Raw genomic sequence first — 16,939 nt, forward strand, 5'->3', positions numbered from 1 at the left:
CTCCGAAGAGCGTCTCAGAGGTCGAAGAGGGGCCCTATGGACGAGGAAGACCTCACCCGCCTGCTGGACAAGCTCGATCTGCGGCAGAAGGTACGTCTGCTGACGGGTGCCACCACATGGCGCACGGCCGCCGAACCGGCCGTCGCGCTGGGAGCGATGACGATGTCCGACGGCCCTGCCGGTGTGCGCGGGGAAGCCTGGGACGAGCGTGAGACGTCCGCGTTGCTGCCGTCCGCCACCGGGCTCTGCGCGATGTGGGACGAGGATCTGGTCGAGCGGCTGGGACAACTGCTCGCCGCCGAGGCCCGGTGCAAGTCCGTGCACGTCGTGTTGGCACCGACCCTCAACATCCATCGCTCGCCCCTGGCCGGCCGCCACTTCGAGTGCTTCTCCGAGGACCCGGTACTCGTGGGCCGTACCGGGGCCGCGCTGATCCGGGGCATCCAGTCGGCCGGTGTCGCCGCCACGGCCAAGCACTATGTGGCCAACGACTCGGAGACGGAACGGCTCACCGTGGACGTCCGCGTCGAGGAAAGGGTTCTGCGGGAGCTCTTTCTCGCCCCGTTCGAGTACGCCGTGGAAGCGGGCGTCCATGTGGTCATGTCCGGCTACAACGGCGTGAACGGCGACACCATGACGGAGAACGCTCTCCTCGCGGAGCCGCTGAAGCGCGAGTGGGGATTCGACGGGCCGGTCGTCTCCGACTGGGGCGCGGTGCGCTCCACCGTCGCATCCGCCCTCGCCGGCCAGGACCTCGCGATGCCCGGACCTCACAGCCCGTGGGGCGACGCCCTGCTCGACGCGGTCACCGGCGGAACGGTCGCCGAGGAGGTCGTGGACGACAAGGTCCGCCGCCTGCTCAGGCTCGCCGGACGGGTCGGCGCCCTCGGCCCGGCCGAGTCGTCCTCATCCCGATCTCCGGCGTCACCGGCCTCGGCCGCGCCATCCTGTTCGCCCGGCGCGGCCCCCTCTCCGATGTCCCCCGCCCCGCGCGATCCTCTGCCCGAGGACGACCGCAGGCGGCTGCTGCGTCGCGCCGTGGTCGCCGGCTCCGTCCTGCTGGAGAACCGGGGCGTGCTCCCGCTCGCCACCGACGCCCTGACGACGGTCGCGCTGATCGGCGACCATGCCGCAACCCCCCGGTGCCAGGGCGGTGGCAGCGCCGGGGTCTTCCCGCAGAGCGTCACCGGCCCGCTCGACGGGATCAGGGACGCGCTCGGGGATGCTGTGGGCGTCGTCCACGTGCCCGGTCCCGCGGTCTTCGCTCCGCCGCCGCTGGACCCCGCCGACTGCAGCGACCCCCGGACCGGATCGCCAGGGGTCCTTCTGCGCGTGCTGGACAAGGAGGGCCGGGAGCTCTGCGCCGAGCGCCGCATGTCCGGTCGTCAACTGGAGCCGCCACAGCCTCCGGGGGCGCACACCGTCGAGATCAGCGCCCGCCTCCTGCCCGGCACCGGCGGCGAATGGACCCTCGGCGTCGGCGGTTTCGGGCGCATGAGTCTCACCGTGGACGGCGCTCTGCTCCTGGACGGTGAGTTCCCGCGGGAAACGGACGATCCGGCCGTCGTCCATGTCAACCCGCCCTGCCACTACGGCCGCGTCTCCCTGGCGGCCGGAACGCCTGTGCACGTCGTGGCCCGCCGGGAACTCGCCCCCGACACCGGACGGGCCGTTCTGGTGAGCGCCGCGCCGCCGCGTCCGGAACCGGCTCAGGCCGTCGCGGACGCCGTGCGCGCAGCCCGCGACGCGGACGTCGCGGTCGTCTGCGTGGGCACCACGGAGGACAGCGAGTCCGAGGGCCGGGACCGCGAGGACCTTGCCCTGCCCGGCGGGCAGAACGCCCTCGTCCGGGCGGTGGCGGCCGCCAACCCGCGCACCGTGGTCGTCGTCAACGCCGGCAGCCCCGTGGAGATGCCCTGGCGCAAGGAGGTCGGAGCGGTGCTGCTGTCCTGGTTCCCCGGCCAGGAGGGCGGGGCGGGCCTCGCCGACATGCTCTTCGGCGCCGCGGAACCGCGAGGACGCCTGCCCACGACCTGGGGCGCCCGCCTGGCGGACGTGCCGGTGACCGCGACCACGCCCGACGGCGGAGTCCTGCATTACGCGGAGGGCCTGCACATCGGCCACCGGGCGTGGTTGCGCGAGGGACGCGAGCCGGCGTACTGGTTCGGACACGGCCTCGGCTACACGACATGGGACTACCGGGACATGACGGTGGATCCCACGGATCCCACGGACCCCGTCGAACCCGCTGGGCCGGGTGGCGCCGACGGTCTCACCGTGCGGGTGCGCCTCCGCAACACGGGCGGACGCGGCGGCCGTGAAGTCGTCCAGGTGTATCTGTCGAAGCCCGACTCGGTGGTCGAGAGACCGGCAAGGTGGTTCGCCGGTTACGCGGCGGTCGAGGCGGCCCCGTCGGAGAACGTCACCGCGGTCGTGCACGTCCCGGGACGGGCCTTGCGGCACTGGTGCGTACGGGAGCGGGCCTGGCGGCTGGAACCGGGCGTCTTCCAGGTGCTCGTGGGGCCGTCGGCGGGCCGGATCGCCCTCTCGGGGGTGGTGGCGGCGGGAGACCGCGGATCCGGTTGATCCCGGCTCGGGAGAGCGCTCCCGCACGCACGACGGGCCTCGATAGGGTACGGGCATGACGAGACAGACCCCCACTCTCGAGGACGTGGCCCGGGCGGCGGGCGTCTCCCGCGCAACGGTCTCGCGGGTCGTCAACGGCATCCGGAACGTGGACCCTGCCATCCAGGAGATGGTGCGTGACGCGATCCAGCGCACCGGTTACACCCCGAACCGGGCCGCCCGGTCGCTGGTGACCAAGCGGGCGGAGACCATCGCGCTCGTCGTGTCCGGTGCGGGAGACGAGTCCGAGAGTGAACAGAACGCTTTCGCGGCACGGGTGTTGGCGGATCCGTTCTTCGGCCGGGTCGTCAGCGGCGTGGTCGGATTCCTGCGTCCCCGCTCCATGTATCCGGTGCTGATGTTCGCCGAGACGGAGAACGCCAGGGGCGAGGTCGTGTCGTATCTGCGGCAGGGAAGCGCGGACGGGGCGCTCATCTTCTCCACTCACGCCGAGGATCCACTGCCCACGCTGCTCGCCGAAGAGGACCTGCCCTGCGTGTTGTTCGCCAGACCGCTCGCGCAGACACCGGTCAGCTATGTGGACGTGGCGCACCGCGACGGCGCACGGCTCGCGGCCGAGCACCTGCTTGCCCGCGGCTGCCGTCGGGTGGCCACCGTCACCGGGCCGCTCAATCTGCCCGCCGCTCAGGACCGGCTGGCCGGCTTCCGTGACACCCTGGCCCGCTACGGCCACCCGTACATCCCGATCGCGGAGGGCGGCTTCACCACGGAGAGCGGTACCGCCGCGATGGGGCGACTGCTGACGGAACACCCGGACATCGACGGGGTCTTCGCGGCCAACGACCTCATGGCCCTGGGCGCCGTCGAGACGTTGCTGGCGACGGGACGGCGGGTGCCGGAGGACGTGGCGGTGATCGGCTTCGACGACTCAGGGTTCGCCGCCGCCTGCCGGCCGCCCCTGACCACGGTCCGGCAGCCCATGGAGGAGATGGCGGCGACCATGGCGCGCCTGCTCCAGGAGCAGATCGAGGGAACGCTCTCCGAACCGACGTCGGTGATCTTCGACGCGGAGCTCGTCGTCAGGGCCTCCGCGTAACGGCGTCGCGGGGAGCCCGCGGAACGGTGCGTCGCGTGCGGCGGCCCGGCCCGTCCCGCGGTCAGGGAGCGGGACGGGCCGGGCGGTCTGAGGGAAGCACCGTCGGAGGGGAGTACGGTCAGGGCAGCCGGTAGTCGGCGGTCAGTGCCGCACCGGCCTCGGGGTGGCTCTGGTCGTAACCGCGGGCGTCGCACTGCAGCCCGCCCACGATGCAGTGATCGACCATGGCCTTCAGCGTCGGCTCGTGCCATGCGTTGAAGAAGTCGTAGTGGAACGAGTGGGCGCCGCCGCCGGCCAGTCTCACCTCGGACATGTCGCCGTCCACCGGGAACGCCATCTTGAACTCGACCATGGGCAGCGCGACCGGGTGACTCGCCGGGCAGACATTGTCGTTGGTGCCGGGCTTGACCACCGGATACGCCATGTGGCTCTGGTGGTCGGGTGTGTCGAGGTGCAGGCCGCTCCAGCAACTGGGCGCCTGCATACGGATGTTGAGCTGGGTCCCGGCAGGGCAGTGCTGCGGGAAGTCGACGTTGCCGAAACTGTCACCGCACTCCCAGCCCTCGACCCAGCCGGGGTGGGCACGGAACTGCTCGCGGCTCTGCGTCGGGTTCCCGACCACGTACCGCAGGCCCTTGGGGAAGGGACGGACGCTGGTGTAGTCGGTGACGCCGGCCTTGTAGTAGATGACCTGGTCACCGACCGGAAGGATCTTCCGGTCAGCGTCGTAGAGCGACGGCATCCAGTACGCGGACGGGTCCCCGGGGACCTTGCACGTCGTGGCTCCGCCGGACAGGGACGCCGTGGTGCTGGACGCGTCCGTCGAGCGGTTTCCCATGAAGGTGTGGTCGTGCGACCGGCCCGGCTGCCCGGGGTAGACGATCGGGTCGACCGGCGCGGTATGGGTCACCGCGCAGTTGGCCTGGAACTCGTGGAAGTAGCGCGGCGGCGGGGTCCGGTGCGACGGGGTCACGCCCGTCACCGGCGGGTTCGCCGGGATGTAGCCGTCGCCGTCGGGATCGTCACCGGACGCGAGCGCCGAACCGCTCATGGTGTGCCCGGCGTGCTCGGCCGACAGGGGCTCGGCCGCCACGGGGGCCGGGCCGGCGGGGTCGGCCGCCGACGCGAAGGACACCGTGCCCAGCAGGCAGGCGGTCAGCGCCGTGCTGACGAGCAGTGCGGACAATGACTTCGGACCGACTTTCACTGTGACCTCCGGGATGAGAGGGGTGGGGGAGGGGTGCGACGCCGTGCCCGGGCCCAGGTCAGCTGTAGACGCCGAACTCGTGGAGCGAGTAGCCCCAGCCGGTGCCGCGCGCCGTCAGATGAAGACGCACATGCCGGGCGGTCTCCGACACGTCGATCGAGTCGATGTCACCGTTGCCCGTGGTCGTGGAGTGCACCGTGCGCCAGTCGGTGCCGTTGTCGGACATCTGCACCTCGTAGGACGTGGCGTACGCCGGGTCCCAGTGCAGCTGGAGCTTGCGGATGGCGGTCCGGGCGCCGAGGTCGACCTGGATCCACTGCGGGTCGCTCCAGTCGCTGGCCCAGCGGGAGACCGCGTCACCGTCCGTCGCCTTGGCGGGTGTGCAGGGGCAGTCGCCGTACTCCCGCTGGTAGGAGCCGGCCGTCGTGGGCTTGTTCAGCGCCACGTTGGTGCCGCTGACCGGGGGCGCGACGACCTTGACGGACCTGGTCTCGATGCCCGCGTTGCCGCGCCCGTCCTCGGCCTGCACGTACACCTTCCAGACGCCGAGCTTCTCGGGGGCGGTGACGGCGAACGTACCGTTGCCGGTGGCCCGCCACCGGGCCTCCACGAGCCGCTTGTCGCCGTTGGCGTAGTTGCCGCTCAGGAGGATCTTGTACGTGACCGGATCGCCGTCCGGGTCGCGGACGTCGGCGCGGACGGTGAACTCGCCGCCGGCCGGCGCCGACGAGGCGGGTGAGACGGACATGTCGCTGATGACCGGTGGGGTGTTGTCGCCGGCCGTGGACCCGGTGTAGGCCTTCTTCACGGCGTAGTACGAGAGCCTCTTGTGGCCGCCGGGGAGCAGGTTGAACCAGACGCCGCCGAAGTCGTACTCGGTGCCGTAGTGGAAGAGCGTCGCGCCCAGGGCGACGCCCCGGTGTCCCACGGTGCAGTTCCAGGCGTTGGTGTAGCCCTCGGCCTTCTGCACGTCGGTCGGCTCGTCGGGGACGCCGTTGGCGTCGTCCGGGACCTCCCACTCACCGGCCGGGCCGGTCTCCGTGATGATGTACGGCTTGGTGTAGCCGCCCTGCTCCCAGTCCTCCTGGACGCCGCAGATGTCGCCGTAGGCGTTCATCGAGTACAGGTCGAGGTCCGGTGCGTTGCGCTTGTAGTAGGGCCAGGCGCCGGTCCACGCGTCGGTGGAGGTGACGGGGTGGTCCGGGTCGATGGTGTGGATCGCCTTGGCGACGTCGTTGACGAAGGAGGTGTACGCGTTGCGCTGCGCCTCGAGCCGGGTGCCGCTGTAGCAGTTCTGCAGCCCGAGCACGGACTCGTTGCCGACGTTCCACATGAGGGTGGCGGGGTGGCTCTTGTAGGCGTCGACCCACTTGGTGAATTCGGCGAGCATGGTGTTCTTGTACGTCGTGTCCTCGACGTAGTCGGCGCAGCCACCGCTGCCGGGGCCGCCGCCGGGCTGCAGCCAGAAGCCGTTGACCACGCGGATGCCGTGGGCCGCGGCGGTGTCGAGCAGCGGCCTGGTCGTCGCGTCGGTGCCCCAGGTGCGGACGGTGTTGACGCCCATCGACCTCACGTCGGGCATGTAGCGGGGGGCGTCGGCGACGGACGGTCCCCAGGTGAGCCCCTTGACGGTGTAGGGCTGTCCGCCGACGGTGAGCTGCCAGTCGCCCTGCGAACCGGTCACCTTCACCGCGCCGCCGGTGGCGGGCGGAGTGCCGTCCGTGTCTCCGAAGACCTGGAACTCCCAGAGGGAGTAGCCGTATCCGCCGGGGCGGGCGGTGCCGAGCATGCGGACGTAGCGGCCCTTGCCGGAGACGGCGAGGTCGTCGGTGCCGCCGTCGCCCTGGGCGACCGTCCTGAGGTCCGTCCAGTCGGTGCCGTTGTCCGACGCCTGGATCCGGTACTCCTTGCCGTACGCGGCCTCCCAGTGGAGCACCACCCGGCTGATGTCCGCGCTCTTGCCGAGGTCGACCTGGATCCACTGCGGGTCGCTCCAGGAGCTGGCCCATCGGGTGCCGGTCAGGTTGCCGTCGACCGCGGCGGAGGCGGCGTACGCCTCGCCTTCGTGCGAGGAGGCCGTGGCGGGCCGGCCCTGGGACAGCAGTGTCTCCGCGGCTTCGGCGCTCGGCGCTGTCGCGAGGGTGACGGTGGACGCGAGTACCGCGCCGAGGGTGAGGAGCAGCGTTCCGGCGCGTGGTCGGCCGGACACGGCTGAGGGGGGTCTGAACACGTCGGCTCCTGGCGGGGGGATAGGAGGCAAGCCCGACATCCCGTGGTCGGGCAGGATGGGAGAGCGCTCTCCGAGACTGGCGCGGTGAGCTGACCCTGTCAATGTCTTGAACGCCGACCGGTAGGAAATCGGCGCCGATCGACCGCTTGCCGCCATGAGGTGAACCGAGCGGCACGGCCGCCGACCGGAGTGGTCCCCGCCGGCCGCAACCCGTTCCACGGGGCGTCCACGGGACGTCGACCGGAACTCTGTTCGGCGTCATTCGGACACCGGTACGCTGCGCCGCAGTTGCGGACTGTCGCGGAGGCGCGCGGATGGGGGATCCGACGTTCGGGGTCCTGGGATCGCTCCAGGTGCGGGTGGACGGCATTCCGGTCCGCCTCGGCGGGCCGAAGCCGAGAGCGGTGCTCGCCACGCTGCTGCTGCAGCCGAGCGGCTTCGTCTCGCTCGACCTGCTGACGGAGGTCCTGTGGCCCGGTGGGGCGCCGCGGTCCGCCGTGGCCAATGTCCGCACCTACGTACGCACCTTGCGCCGGGCGCTGGCCGCGGCGGGCGCCGCCACCGACCGGCTGAGAACGGAGCCGTCGGGCTACGCGCTCGACATCGAACCCGGTGAGCTCGACATGCTGCTCTTCGAACAGCGCCTGGACCGGGCCCGCGGAGAGCGCGACCACGGCGACGACGCAGCCGCGCTGCGCGCCTACGAATCGGCCCTCGGTCTCTGGCGCGGCGGGGTGCTGCAGGACGTGCCGTCCAGTGTGGTGTGGGACCCGGCGGTCACGAGGATCGAGGGCCTGCGGTCCGCCGCGGTCGACGAGTGCCTCGAGGTCAGGCTGCGCCTGGGGGACCACATACCCGTGGTCGCCGGCTTACGGACCCGGCTGACCGACGATCCGCTGCGCGAGGACCTGTGGCGGATGCTGGTGCACGCGTTGCACGACTCCGGCCGCACCGTCGAAGCCCGGGCCGCGTACGCCGAGGCAGAGCGGATCATCGCCGCGGAGCTCGGTATCGAACCGAGCGCTCCGCTGCGGGCCATAGGGGAGCAGGTCAACGGCTACGCGGGCCGGCGCCGCAGCCCGGTGCCCGTACCGGTGTGCCAACTCCCCATGGACGTACCGGATTTCACCGGCCGTGCCGAGGAGGTCGCCGAACACGAGAGGCTGTTGTCGACCGCCGGCCGGCAGCCCGTCGTCGCCGTCCTGTCGGGCCCGCCGGGATCAGGAAAGACCACCTTGGCCGTGCATGTGGCGCACCGCGTGCGCGAGGCCTTTCCCGACGGTCAGCTCTTCGTCGACCTGGGCGGGACGAGCGATCACCCGCGCGAACCCGCCGATGTCCTGGGCGAGATGCTGCGCGGCCTCGGAGTGATCGACAGCGCCGTCCCCGGTGAGCTCAGCGAGCGCGCCGCGCTGTTCCGTTCGCGCCTGGCGCAGAGGCGGTTCCTCATCGTCCTCGACGACGCCGTCGGCAGCGCACAGGTGCGTCCCCTGCTGCCGGGGACCGGAGGTTCGGCGGTCCTCGTCAGCTCACGTCGCCGGATGCCGGGCCTGCCGGCGCACCACCTCGCCCTCGGTGTGATGCGACGCGACGACGCCCGCGCCCTCTTCGGCGCCGTCGTCGGCCCTGACCGGCTCCGCACGGAGGCGGCGGACGTCGACCGGGTGCTCGCCGCCTGCGGATCGCTGCCGCTGGCCGTCCGGATAGCGGGTGCCCGGCTGGCCAACCGTCCCGGCTGGTCCGTCGGCACACTGGCGGACTTCCTCCACGACGAGCGTGGACGCCTCGACCAGCTGCGCACGGGCGAGTTGGAAGTGCGGGCGAGCGCGGAGCTGAGCTATCGGCATCTGCCCGAGCCGGCGGCAAGAGCCTTCCGCGCCTTCGGCCGGCTGGCCGACGACGCGGTGGCCGGGTGGGCGGTCGCAGTGGCCACCGGCCACGCCGGCGAGGCCGCCCGGGCGCTGGAGACGCTGCTCGACGAACATCTGGTCGAGGTCGTGGGGGCGGACCGCCTCGGCCGGCAGCGCTACCGCATGCACGACCTGCTGCGCTGCTACGCCCGGGAGCTGGCGGAACGGGACGGCCACGAGGCACATGTGCACAGCCGACTACGGGTCGTCGAGGCCCTGATCGGGCTCGCCCGATCGGCGAACGCGGCCATGCCCACACGTTTCCTCGGCGTTCTCGGCGAGCCGGCACCGGTGACCGGGCCCGCCTCCGGCTTCGCGAGCACGGTGCGCGCCCTGCCGGTGGAATGGTTCGAGAGCGAACGCCGCATCCTCGTCGCCGCCGTGGACTCCGCGACCCGGCTCGGCCGCGTCCCCCTGGCCGCCGATCTGGCGATCGAGCTGGCGAGCTTCTTCGACATGCGGGGCTACTACGGCGACTGGCTGAGGACGCATCAACTGGTGCTCGACGCGATGCCGGACCTGTCCGACGCGCGGGCGGCGGCCCTGCTCCGCAACCTGGGACAGCTCCACCTGTACCAGGACCGGTACGCCGAGGCGCTCGCGTCGTTCGAGCGGTCGCGGGAGATCTTCGCCGGCCTCGGGCACGGGCCGGGCGAGGCGGTCGCGGCGGTGGGCGCCGGGTCCGTGTACCGGGTCGTCGACGATCTGGACGCCGCGCTCCAGGCCTTCACCGACGCGCTGGACGGCTTCGGCAAGGCCGGTGACCGGCACGGCGAAGCGGTCGCCCGCAACGCGATCGCCTCGGTATGGCTGGAGCGCAAGGACCCTGATACCGCGGCAGGGTGGCTCGACGGGGCTCTGGCACTCTCCCGTGACCTCGGCGACCGGCACCGTGAGGCACAAGTGCGCCGCCGGATCGCGGTGCTGCACGAGCTGCGCGGCGAACCAGGCGTCGCGCGGGACGAGTTGGAGCGCGCGCTCGACATCTTCGACGACCTGGCGGACACGCACTGCGCGGCCTATGTACAGCAGAGCATCGGGGAGCTGTGTCTGCGCCAGGGAGACGCGGGGCAGGCCTCCGCGCTGCTGGTCGGCGCGCTCGCCGTGCAGCAGCAGCTCGGTGACCGGCGCGCGGAGGCCCGCGTGGCCTGCCTGCTGGGCGAACTGCACCACGCGACCGGCCGGCACGGGACCGCACGACGGTACTTCCACCGTTCCCTGTCGACGTGGCGCCGTCTCGACGCCCGTGACCAGGCCGAACTCGTGGACGCCAAACTGAAGTCGCTGCGCTGATCCGGCCGGCGGGCGCGACGCCGGACAGCGGACGGGTACGGCGGGCGCGACGCCGTACCCGTCCGCTGTCCGGCCACGGCGGGACCGCCGTATCCGTGCCGCACCCGCTGCGCCGAGGGCGCGTCAGTGGAAGCTCACGCGCACCCCCACGCCGCCCGCATCAGCCGCATCTGTTGGTGCTGGTCTGGTAGCGCTTGAGGTAGTCGGACCAGGTGACACCCTGGACGACGGCGACCACGACCTGACCGTCGTGTATCTGCTCGTAGTGCAGATGCGGGGAAAGATCGTAGAGCGCCGACGACTTGCCGACCTCTCCGATCTTCTGGCCGCGTGACACCGTGGCGCCCTGCTGGACGGAACGGGTCTTCAGATGCGAATAGCGCGTCCGCCAGCCGTCGCCGTGACCTATCACGACGGTGTTGCCGTAACCGTTGCTCGTGGAGTAGTACGAGGACAGGACCGTGCCGCCGGCGCTGGCGAACACACGGCGGCCGTAGTCGTCCGGGGCGCCGGAGGCGTCGTAGTGGTTCCAGTCGATCGAATGCGCGGGGCTGTGTCCCTGCCAGTTGCTCCCGAGCCAGGTCTGGCCGCATTCGAAGGGCATCCTGAAGGCGGGCCGGCCGCTCAGCGCCGCCTCCGACGAGGTGTCCTGGGATGCCGCGGCGGTGGCCGGGGCTGTTACCGCGACGGCGACAACCGCACTGAAGGCGGCCAGCGACCGGCGAAAGAGCCTGTGCATGATTCTCCCCTTGTCGTCGGGTGACCGAGCGATTCAAGGGGGCGCGCATACAAAGCCGATACATTCGACGGCGGTCCGCACGGCACAGCGGCCTGGAAGGGGACGGTCCCGCCGCCAAATCCCCACCGGGCGATGGCCGATGGGGACTTACGGATCAACGTGGTCGTGAGGGATCAGGCGGAGCTGAGAGACCCGGCCCGTGCGGGACCTCGTTCCTCGAGGCGGTGGCGGCCCGGTGTGGGGCCAGGCGTCTGAGCGAGGCCTGCGGTGAACGCCGAGCGGTCCCGTATCCTGGCGCAGCGGTATCCGCAATGAGCAAAGGACAGCGCAAGTGGCACTCAACGCCCTCTCCGCCGACGAGGCCCGAGCCCGCCTTCACGAGCTGACCGTCATCGACGTGCGCACGCCCGGCGAATACGCCTCCGGCCACCTGCCCGGTGCCCACAACATTCCGCTCGACCATCTCGACGAGGCGCTTCCGATGCTGAAGTCCGCCGCCGACCGCGGTGACCTCCTCGTCGTGTGCGCCTCCGGCGCCCGCTCCGAGACCGCCTGCCGACGGCTCGCCGACGACGGCATCACCGCAGCCACGCTCACCGGCGGCACCACCGCCTGGTCCCAGCTCGGCCACGACACCCACCGTCCCGCCGGGAGCCGCAGCCCGTGGGCCATGGAACGGCAGGTCCGCCTCGCCGCCGGGTCGCTCGTCCTCACCGGCCTCGTCCTCGGGCGACGCCTGCCCAGGGCCCGGGCGCTCTCCGCGGCCGTCGCGGGCGGCCTTGTCTTCTCCGCCCTCACCGACACATGCGGTATGGCACGCGTACTCGCCAAGCTCCCTCACAACCGGCCCAAGTCGGCCGACCTCGAGGCCACTCTCGCCGCCCTTTCCCGCTGACGGTCGGCTGCAGCAGCCGACCGTCGAGGACCGGCCACCAGACCGGGGCCGGAGGGACGGCCCGGGCTGTGGCTCAGCGGCCCCCGGGCGTCAGCAGGCCAGGTGGGCCGACGTCACGTACCCGTCAGCGCCTGACACGCAGCGTCCTGAACGGGCGGCATCGTCCGTGGCCGGTCCGTGAAGCAGTGGCCGGTAAGTGAAGCCAGGGCCGGTCCGTGAACCGGGCCCCCGTCATGCGGGCATTCGCGTGGCGAGGACGGCGACGTCGTCGGTGGTCTGAGAGGCGAGACCGGTGAGGAGTTCGTCGCAGAACTCCTCCAGGGGTGTCCGGGCCACGGCGGCGGCCTGTTGGCGCAGCCGGGTCATGCCGCGGTGGACGGGTTCGCCGCGGCGTTCGATCAGTCCGTCCGTGTAGAGCACGAGGGTGGAGCCGGGCGGCAGCGCGCAGCGGCCGCTGTCGCGTGGAAGGTCGGGCAGGGCACCCAGAAGAGGGCCGTGGCCCTCTTCGAGGAAGTGGGTGTCGCCGTCGTGGGTGACGAGCAGCGGCGGCGGGTGGCCGGCGTTGGAGTAGTGCAGTTCCCACGGCCCGTCGTCGCCGCCCTTGAGGACGCCGTACACACAGGTGGCGGTGACGTCGGGGTAGAGCTGGTGATGTGCGACGTCGAGGCGGTTCAGGATGTGGCCGGGAGGCTCCTCGCGGTCGAGGGCGATGCCGCGGAGCATGTTGCGCAACTGTCCCATGGTGACCGTGGCACGCAGATCGTGGCCCGCCACGTCGCCGATGATCATGGCGATGTTCCCGTGCGGCAGCGGGAAGCTGTCGTACCAGTCGCCGCCGACCTCCGCGGTGGCCTGCGAGGGCGTGTAGCGGGCCGCCCGCTGCGGGGTGCCCGGCCCTGTCAGGTTCGGCAGCAGCGAGCGCTGCAGACGTTCGGCGATGCGAGAGGTCTCCCGGTAGAGCCGGGCGTTGTCGACCGCGAGCGCGACCCGTCGGGCAAGATCCTCGACGAGGGCGGAGTCCGCGTCCGTCAGCGGCCGCTCGTCGCTCGTCCGGCCGATCGTGATCGCGCCGAGGATGTCGGGCCTGGCCCGCAGCGGGGCCACGATCGCCGTGTCGGTGTCCAGCTGACGGAACAGCTCCAGCGGCCGGGCGTGGAAGGGGTCCGCGTGGGCCGGCGGGAAATCGCCGCGTCGAAGCAGCAGAGGCCCGGCGCCGCGCAGGACCCTGGCGACCGGCCCGCTCGCCACGTCGGCCGGCACCGGAAGTGTGCCCTCCAGCGGACTGGCGGTCGGGGGGCCCGCGTCACGATGTGTGACGGCCACACGCTCCAGTGTGCCGTCGCTGTCCAGGAGGTCGATCGCACACCAGTCGCCGAGCTGATGGACCACAAGCCGTGACACGCGCCGCAAGGCCTCCCGGACATCGAGGGTGGCGGCCAGGGCGGCGCCCACGTCGGCCAGCAGAGCCAGGCGGTCCAGAGCCTGCTGAAGCACGGCGTCGATGTCGTACGCGTCGCCTTCCACGGTCTCAGCCTCCCCGCGCTCGTACGGCAGGGATCCCGCCCGCCCGGTCGCCGCGAGCGAGGGCACCCGCATGCCGCATTCCCATTATCCGGGCGGGGGCGCGTGGTGTGCCCGCCCGACGTGGGGACCACGGACGGCGGACCGGCCTTCGGCACGGCGGCCGAGCCCGCGCGCTCCCGGGCCCGCCCGCCGGCCCCTCCCGGCACGGTCGGGCGGGCCTCCGGCACGGTCGCAAAAGAGACCGTGGGCCGTCACGCTGGAAGTGGACGAAGCCGCGCTCACCGGGCGCAGACAACCCGCACGCTGGCGGGCCAGAGCGCCCGGGGCCCACGATCGGGAGCGTCTGAGGTGGACCCGCCGGTCTTGCGCGTACGCCTGCTCGGGAGCATGGATCTGCGGCTCGGCAGCGATCCGCTCCCACCGCTCGACTCCGGGCGCGTCGAATCGCTGCTCGCGTACCTGCTGCTGCACCGCGACGCACCCCAGCCGCGCCGGCGGCTCGCGTTCCTGCTGTGGCCGGACTCGAACGACGCCCAGGCGCAGACCAACCTCCGCAAGGTCCTGCACCGTCTGCGCCGGGTGCTGCCGGACGCCGACCGCTTCATCGCCGTCACGCCGCGGACGCTGCAGTGGCGCGCCGACGCGCCGCTGTGGCTGGACGTCGAGCGGTTCGAGCGAGCACTCGCCGACGGGCGGCTCGAGGAAGCCGTGGAGACATATGGCGGCGCCCTGCTGGAAGGCTGCTACGACGGGTGGCTCGTCGAGGAGCGTGAGCGGCTCGCCGGGCTGCATCTGGAGGCGCTCGAGCGGCTCGCGCGCCGGCACGGGGAGCTGCGCCGGTGGCCGGAGGCCATCCGCTGCGCGGAACGGCTGGTCGCCCATGATCCGCTGCGGGAGCGGAGCCACCGGCTGCTGATCCGCCTCTGCGGCGCGGGCGGCGACCGGGTGCGGGCGCTGCGTGCCTACCACGTCTGCGCCACGACGCTCGAGCGGGAACTCGGGATCGATCCGTCCCCGGAGACACGGCACCTGTACGAGGCGCTGCTCACGACCGCACCCGCCGGCTCCGGCACCTCGCAGGACCCCGCCGCGGCCGGCACCCAGGGGCGCCCCGGGGTGCCCGCCGCGACGTCGCCGTTCGTGGGCCGCGCCGCGGAGCAGGCACGGCTGACCTCCGCGTGGCGGGCCGCGCTGGGCGGACGTGCCCAACTGGTGCTCGTCAGCGGAGAAGCGGGCATCGGCAAGACCCGCTTGGTGGACGAGCTGCGCGTACGTGCCGGCGTGACGACGGTCGAGGCGCGCGCCTACGCGGCGGAAGGCCCGATCGCCTACGGCGTCGCCACGGCGTGGTTGCGCTCCCGCCCGGTCACACGCCGTCTTGCGCGGCTCGAGCGCGGGCAGCTCACCGAACTCGCCCGTCTCCTCCCCGAACTGGGCGCCGGCATGCCGCCTCCCGAGCCGCTGTCCGAGCCGGAACTGCGGCGGCGGCTGTTCGGCGCGGCCACGCGTGCGCTCCTGACGGCCGGCTCACCGCTGCTGCTGATCGTCGACGACGCGCAATGGGCGGACGCGCAATCGCTGCGGCTGATCCACCACCTGATCCGGGTGGCGCCGTCGGCCAGGATGCTCGTCGCCGCCACCGCCCGTCGTGAAGACCTCGATCCCGGCCACCCACTGCCGGCGCTGATCCGGTCCCTCCAGGGGCTCGACCGGTGCACGGAGATCGAACTCGGCCGGCTCGACCGGAAGGAGACGGTGCTGCTGGCACAGCGCATCGCGGAGACGCCCCTGGACAGTGCCGAGCTGGAGCGCCTCTACAGTCGGAGCGAGGGCAACCCGCTGTTCGTGGTGGAGGCCTTGCGGGCCGGCACACCGGCCGGCAGGGCCTCCAGGGTGCAGGCCGTGATCGCCGGGCGCCTCGCGCGGCTTTCGCCGCCGGCGGGCGAGCTCGCGGGCATCGCCGCGACGATGGGACGCGCGTTCATCGCGGACGTGCTGGCCGTCGCCTCCGGGCTCCAGGAACAGGCGTTCGTGGCCGCGCTGGACGAACTGTGGCGCCGGGGCATCGTCCGCGCCCACGGGCCGGGTGCGTACGACTTCAGCCACGGCAGTATCCGGGACGCCGCCTACGCCGAACTCGGTCCGCCGCGCCGGCGTCAGGCCCACCTCACCGTCGCCAGGGCGCTCGAGCAGCACGGCGGGGCCGCCGCGGCGGCCCTCGCGCCGCACTACGAGAACGCCGGCGCGACCGCGGAGGCGGTGCGCTGGTATGCGCGTGCGGCGGAGGACGCCCAAGGGCTCCACGCTCATGCCGACGCCGTCGACGCGCTGGAACGGGCACTGGCACTGTCAGAGGACCTGCCGCCCGGCCGCCGGACCGCCGAGCTCCGGCTACGGCTGCTCACCGCCCTGCCCGCGCCACTCGTGGCCCACGAGGGGTACGGATCCGAGCGGATGAACCGTGTGCACGAACGGGCTCTGCGGCTCGCCTACCAGCTGGACACCGAGCCCGAACCGCCGCTCGTCTGGTCCCTCGCTCTGGCCGCGCTCACCCGTGGCGACTGGGCGTCCGCACGCGACTTCGGCGAGCGGCTGCGCGCCCGCGCGGAGCGGGACGACGACCAGGTCCTGTGGGTCGAAAGCGACTACATCCGCGGCGTGGCCGCGTACTGGCCCGGAGAACTGGAGCGGGCACGCGGCCACTTCGAGGCGGCCATGCGACGCTTTCGTCCGGCCCGCCGCCGGGCACACGTACTGCGCTACGGCCAGGACGTGGAACTGCTGGTCCGGCTGCGTCTCTCGCACACGCTCTGGCTCCTCGGCCACGGCGCCGACGCCGACCGGGAACGCGACGCCGCCCTTTCCGCCGCGCATGATTCCACCCACGCGTACAGCCGCTCGGTCACGTGGGTGTGGGCCGCGATCGTCGCCATGGACCGTGGTGACGGCGAGCGGTTCCGCCGTCATGTGCGACTCCTCGAGGAGGAGCCGTTCGAGGAGGCACCCGGTCAGGTCCGCCTTCCGGAGGAACTGTTCGCCGGCCACCTGGACGTCCTTGAGGGGCGCACGGCCACCGGGCTCGCGAGAGTCCGCCGTGTGCGCGAGCAGGTCGTACGGGGTGCGCCACCCGCTCCGGGACTGCCTGGCGTCGCGACCCGTGTGCTGCTGGAGGGATACGCGGTGGCCGGGAAGCCGGAGGCCGGACTGGCACTGGCCGAAGAGGCGCTCGGCACCGGCCGGGGCGTACAGCTCTGGGAGGCCGAGATCCGACGTCTGCGGGCTACGTTCCTCGCCGCGCTCGGTGCTCCGGACGGTGACGTGGACGCCGAGCTGAGCCGCGCTCTGGCGGTCGCGCGACGCCAAGGGGCGCGTGCGTTCGAGGAGCGGGTCCGAGGAACGCTCGCGGAACGCCTCGCGGGCAACGATCGTGCCGTCTGAATGAGCGGCAGTCGGACCACC

General features: G+C 72.4%; 9 protein-coding genes. 5 read left to right on the plus strand and 4 right to left on the minus strand.

Going from position 1 to position 16,939, the window contains the following annotated elements; translation table 11 throughout:
• Positions 1-36 precede the first annotated feature (36 nt).
• On the plus strand, positions 37-2,586 hold the full coding sequence (locus AB0K36_RS12640) for a glycoside hydrolase family 3 C-terminal domain-containing protein (protein ID WP_364592245.1): 2,550 nt from the start codon (positions 37-39) through the stop codon (positions 2,584-2,586).
• Between the two features lie 55 nt (positions 2,587-2,641).
• Positions 2,642-3,682, plus strand: coding sequence for a LacI family DNA-binding transcriptional regulator (locus tag AB0K36_RS12645; protein ID WP_364592248.1), 1,041 nt, complete (start codon positions 2,642-2,644; stop codon positions 3,680-3,682).
• 118 nt (positions 3,683-3,800) lie between these two features.
• Here AB0K36_RS12645 and AB0K36_RS12650 read toward each other — a convergent pair whose 3' ends face one another.
• Positions 3,801-4,889 (minus strand): DUF1996 domain-containing protein, encoded by a 1,089-nt coding sequence (locus tag AB0K36_RS12650; protein ID WP_364592251.1) that lies wholly within the window; start codon positions 4,887-4,889, stop codon positions 3,801-3,803.
• Between the two features lie 58 nt (positions 4,890-4,947).
• Entirely contained in the window at positions 4,948-7,158 is a 2,211-nt protein-coding gene (locus AB0K36_RS12655; RefSeq protein ID WP_435877850.1) for a discoidin domain-containing protein, read from the minus strand.
• A gap of 275 nt (positions 7,159-7,433) precedes the next feature.
• On the opposite strand from AB0K36_RS12655, the gene AB0K36_RS12660 reads away from it, so the two are divergent.
• On the plus strand, positions 7,434-10,322 hold the full coding sequence (locus tag AB0K36_RS12660) for an AfsR/SARP family transcriptional regulator (protein WP_364592257.1): 2,889 nt from the start codon (positions 7,434-7,436) through the stop codon (positions 10,320-10,322).
• 160 nt (positions 10,323-10,482) lie between these two features.
• Here the strand turns inward: AB0K36_RS12660 and AB0K36_RS12665 are convergent, their stop codons facing one another.
• Positions 10,483-11,061, minus strand: coding sequence for a M23 family metallopeptidase (locus AB0K36_RS12665; protein WP_364592260.1), 579 nt, complete (start codon positions 11,059-11,061; stop codon positions 10,483-10,485).
• 331 nt (positions 11,062-11,392) lie between these two features.
• Here AB0K36_RS12665 and AB0K36_RS12670 point away from each other — a divergent pair, with 331 nt between their 5' ends.
• Entirely contained in the window at positions 11,393-11,956 is a 564-nt protein-coding gene (locus tag AB0K36_RS12670; RefSeq protein ID WP_364592263.1) for a rhodanese-like domain-containing protein, read from the plus strand.
• Positions 11,957-12,187: 231 nt separating this feature from the next.
• Here AB0K36_RS12670 and AB0K36_RS12675 read toward each other — a convergent pair whose 3' ends face one another.
• A complete protein-coding gene (locus AB0K36_RS12675; protein ID WP_364592265.1) occupies positions 12,188-13,552 on the minus strand; it encodes a PP2C family protein-serine/threonine phosphatase in 1,365 nt (454 codons plus the stop codon).
• Positions 13,553-13,828: 276 nt separating this feature from the next.
• Here AB0K36_RS12675 and AB0K36_RS12680 point away from each other — a divergent pair, with 276 nt between their 5' ends.
• Positions 13,829-16,918: an ATP-binding protein gene (locus AB0K36_RS12680; RefSeq protein WP_364592268.1), complete on the plus strand. Its 3,090-nt coding sequence runs from the start codon at positions 13,829-13,831 to the stop codon at positions 16,916-16,918.
• Positions 16,919-16,939 lie beyond the last annotated feature (21 nt).

The organism is Streptomyces kurssanovii (assembly GCF_040677245.1).
Lineage (GTDB): Bacteria > Actinomycetota > Actinomycetes > Streptomycetales > Streptomycetaceae > Streptomyces > Streptomyces kurssanovii.

Coding starts and splice junctions, on each gene's coding strand:
- AB0K36_RS12640 (WP_364592245.1), top strand. CDS start 37: ATGGACGAGGAAGACCTCACCCGCCTGCTGGACAAGCTCGATCTGCGG.
- AB0K36_RS12660 (WP_364592257.1), top strand. CDS start 7,434: ATGGGGGATCCGACGTTCGGGGTCCTGGGATCGCTCCAGGTGCGGGTG.
- AB0K36_RS12655 (WP_435877850.1), bottom strand. CDS start 7,158: ATGTCGGGCTTGCCTCCTATCCCCCCGCCAGGAGCCGACGTGTTCAGA.
- AB0K36_RS12645 (WP_364592248.1), top strand. CDS start 2,642: ATGACGAGACAGACCCCCACTCTCGAGGACGTGGCCCGGGCGGCGGGC.
- AB0K36_RS12675 (WP_364592265.1), bottom strand. CDS start 13,552: ATGCGGGTGCCCTCGCTCGCGGCGACCGGGCGGGCGGGATCCCTGCCG.
- AB0K36_RS12665 (WP_364592260.1), bottom strand. CDS start 11,061: ATGCACAGGCTCTTTCGCCGGTCGCTGGCCGCCTTCAGTGCGGTTGTC.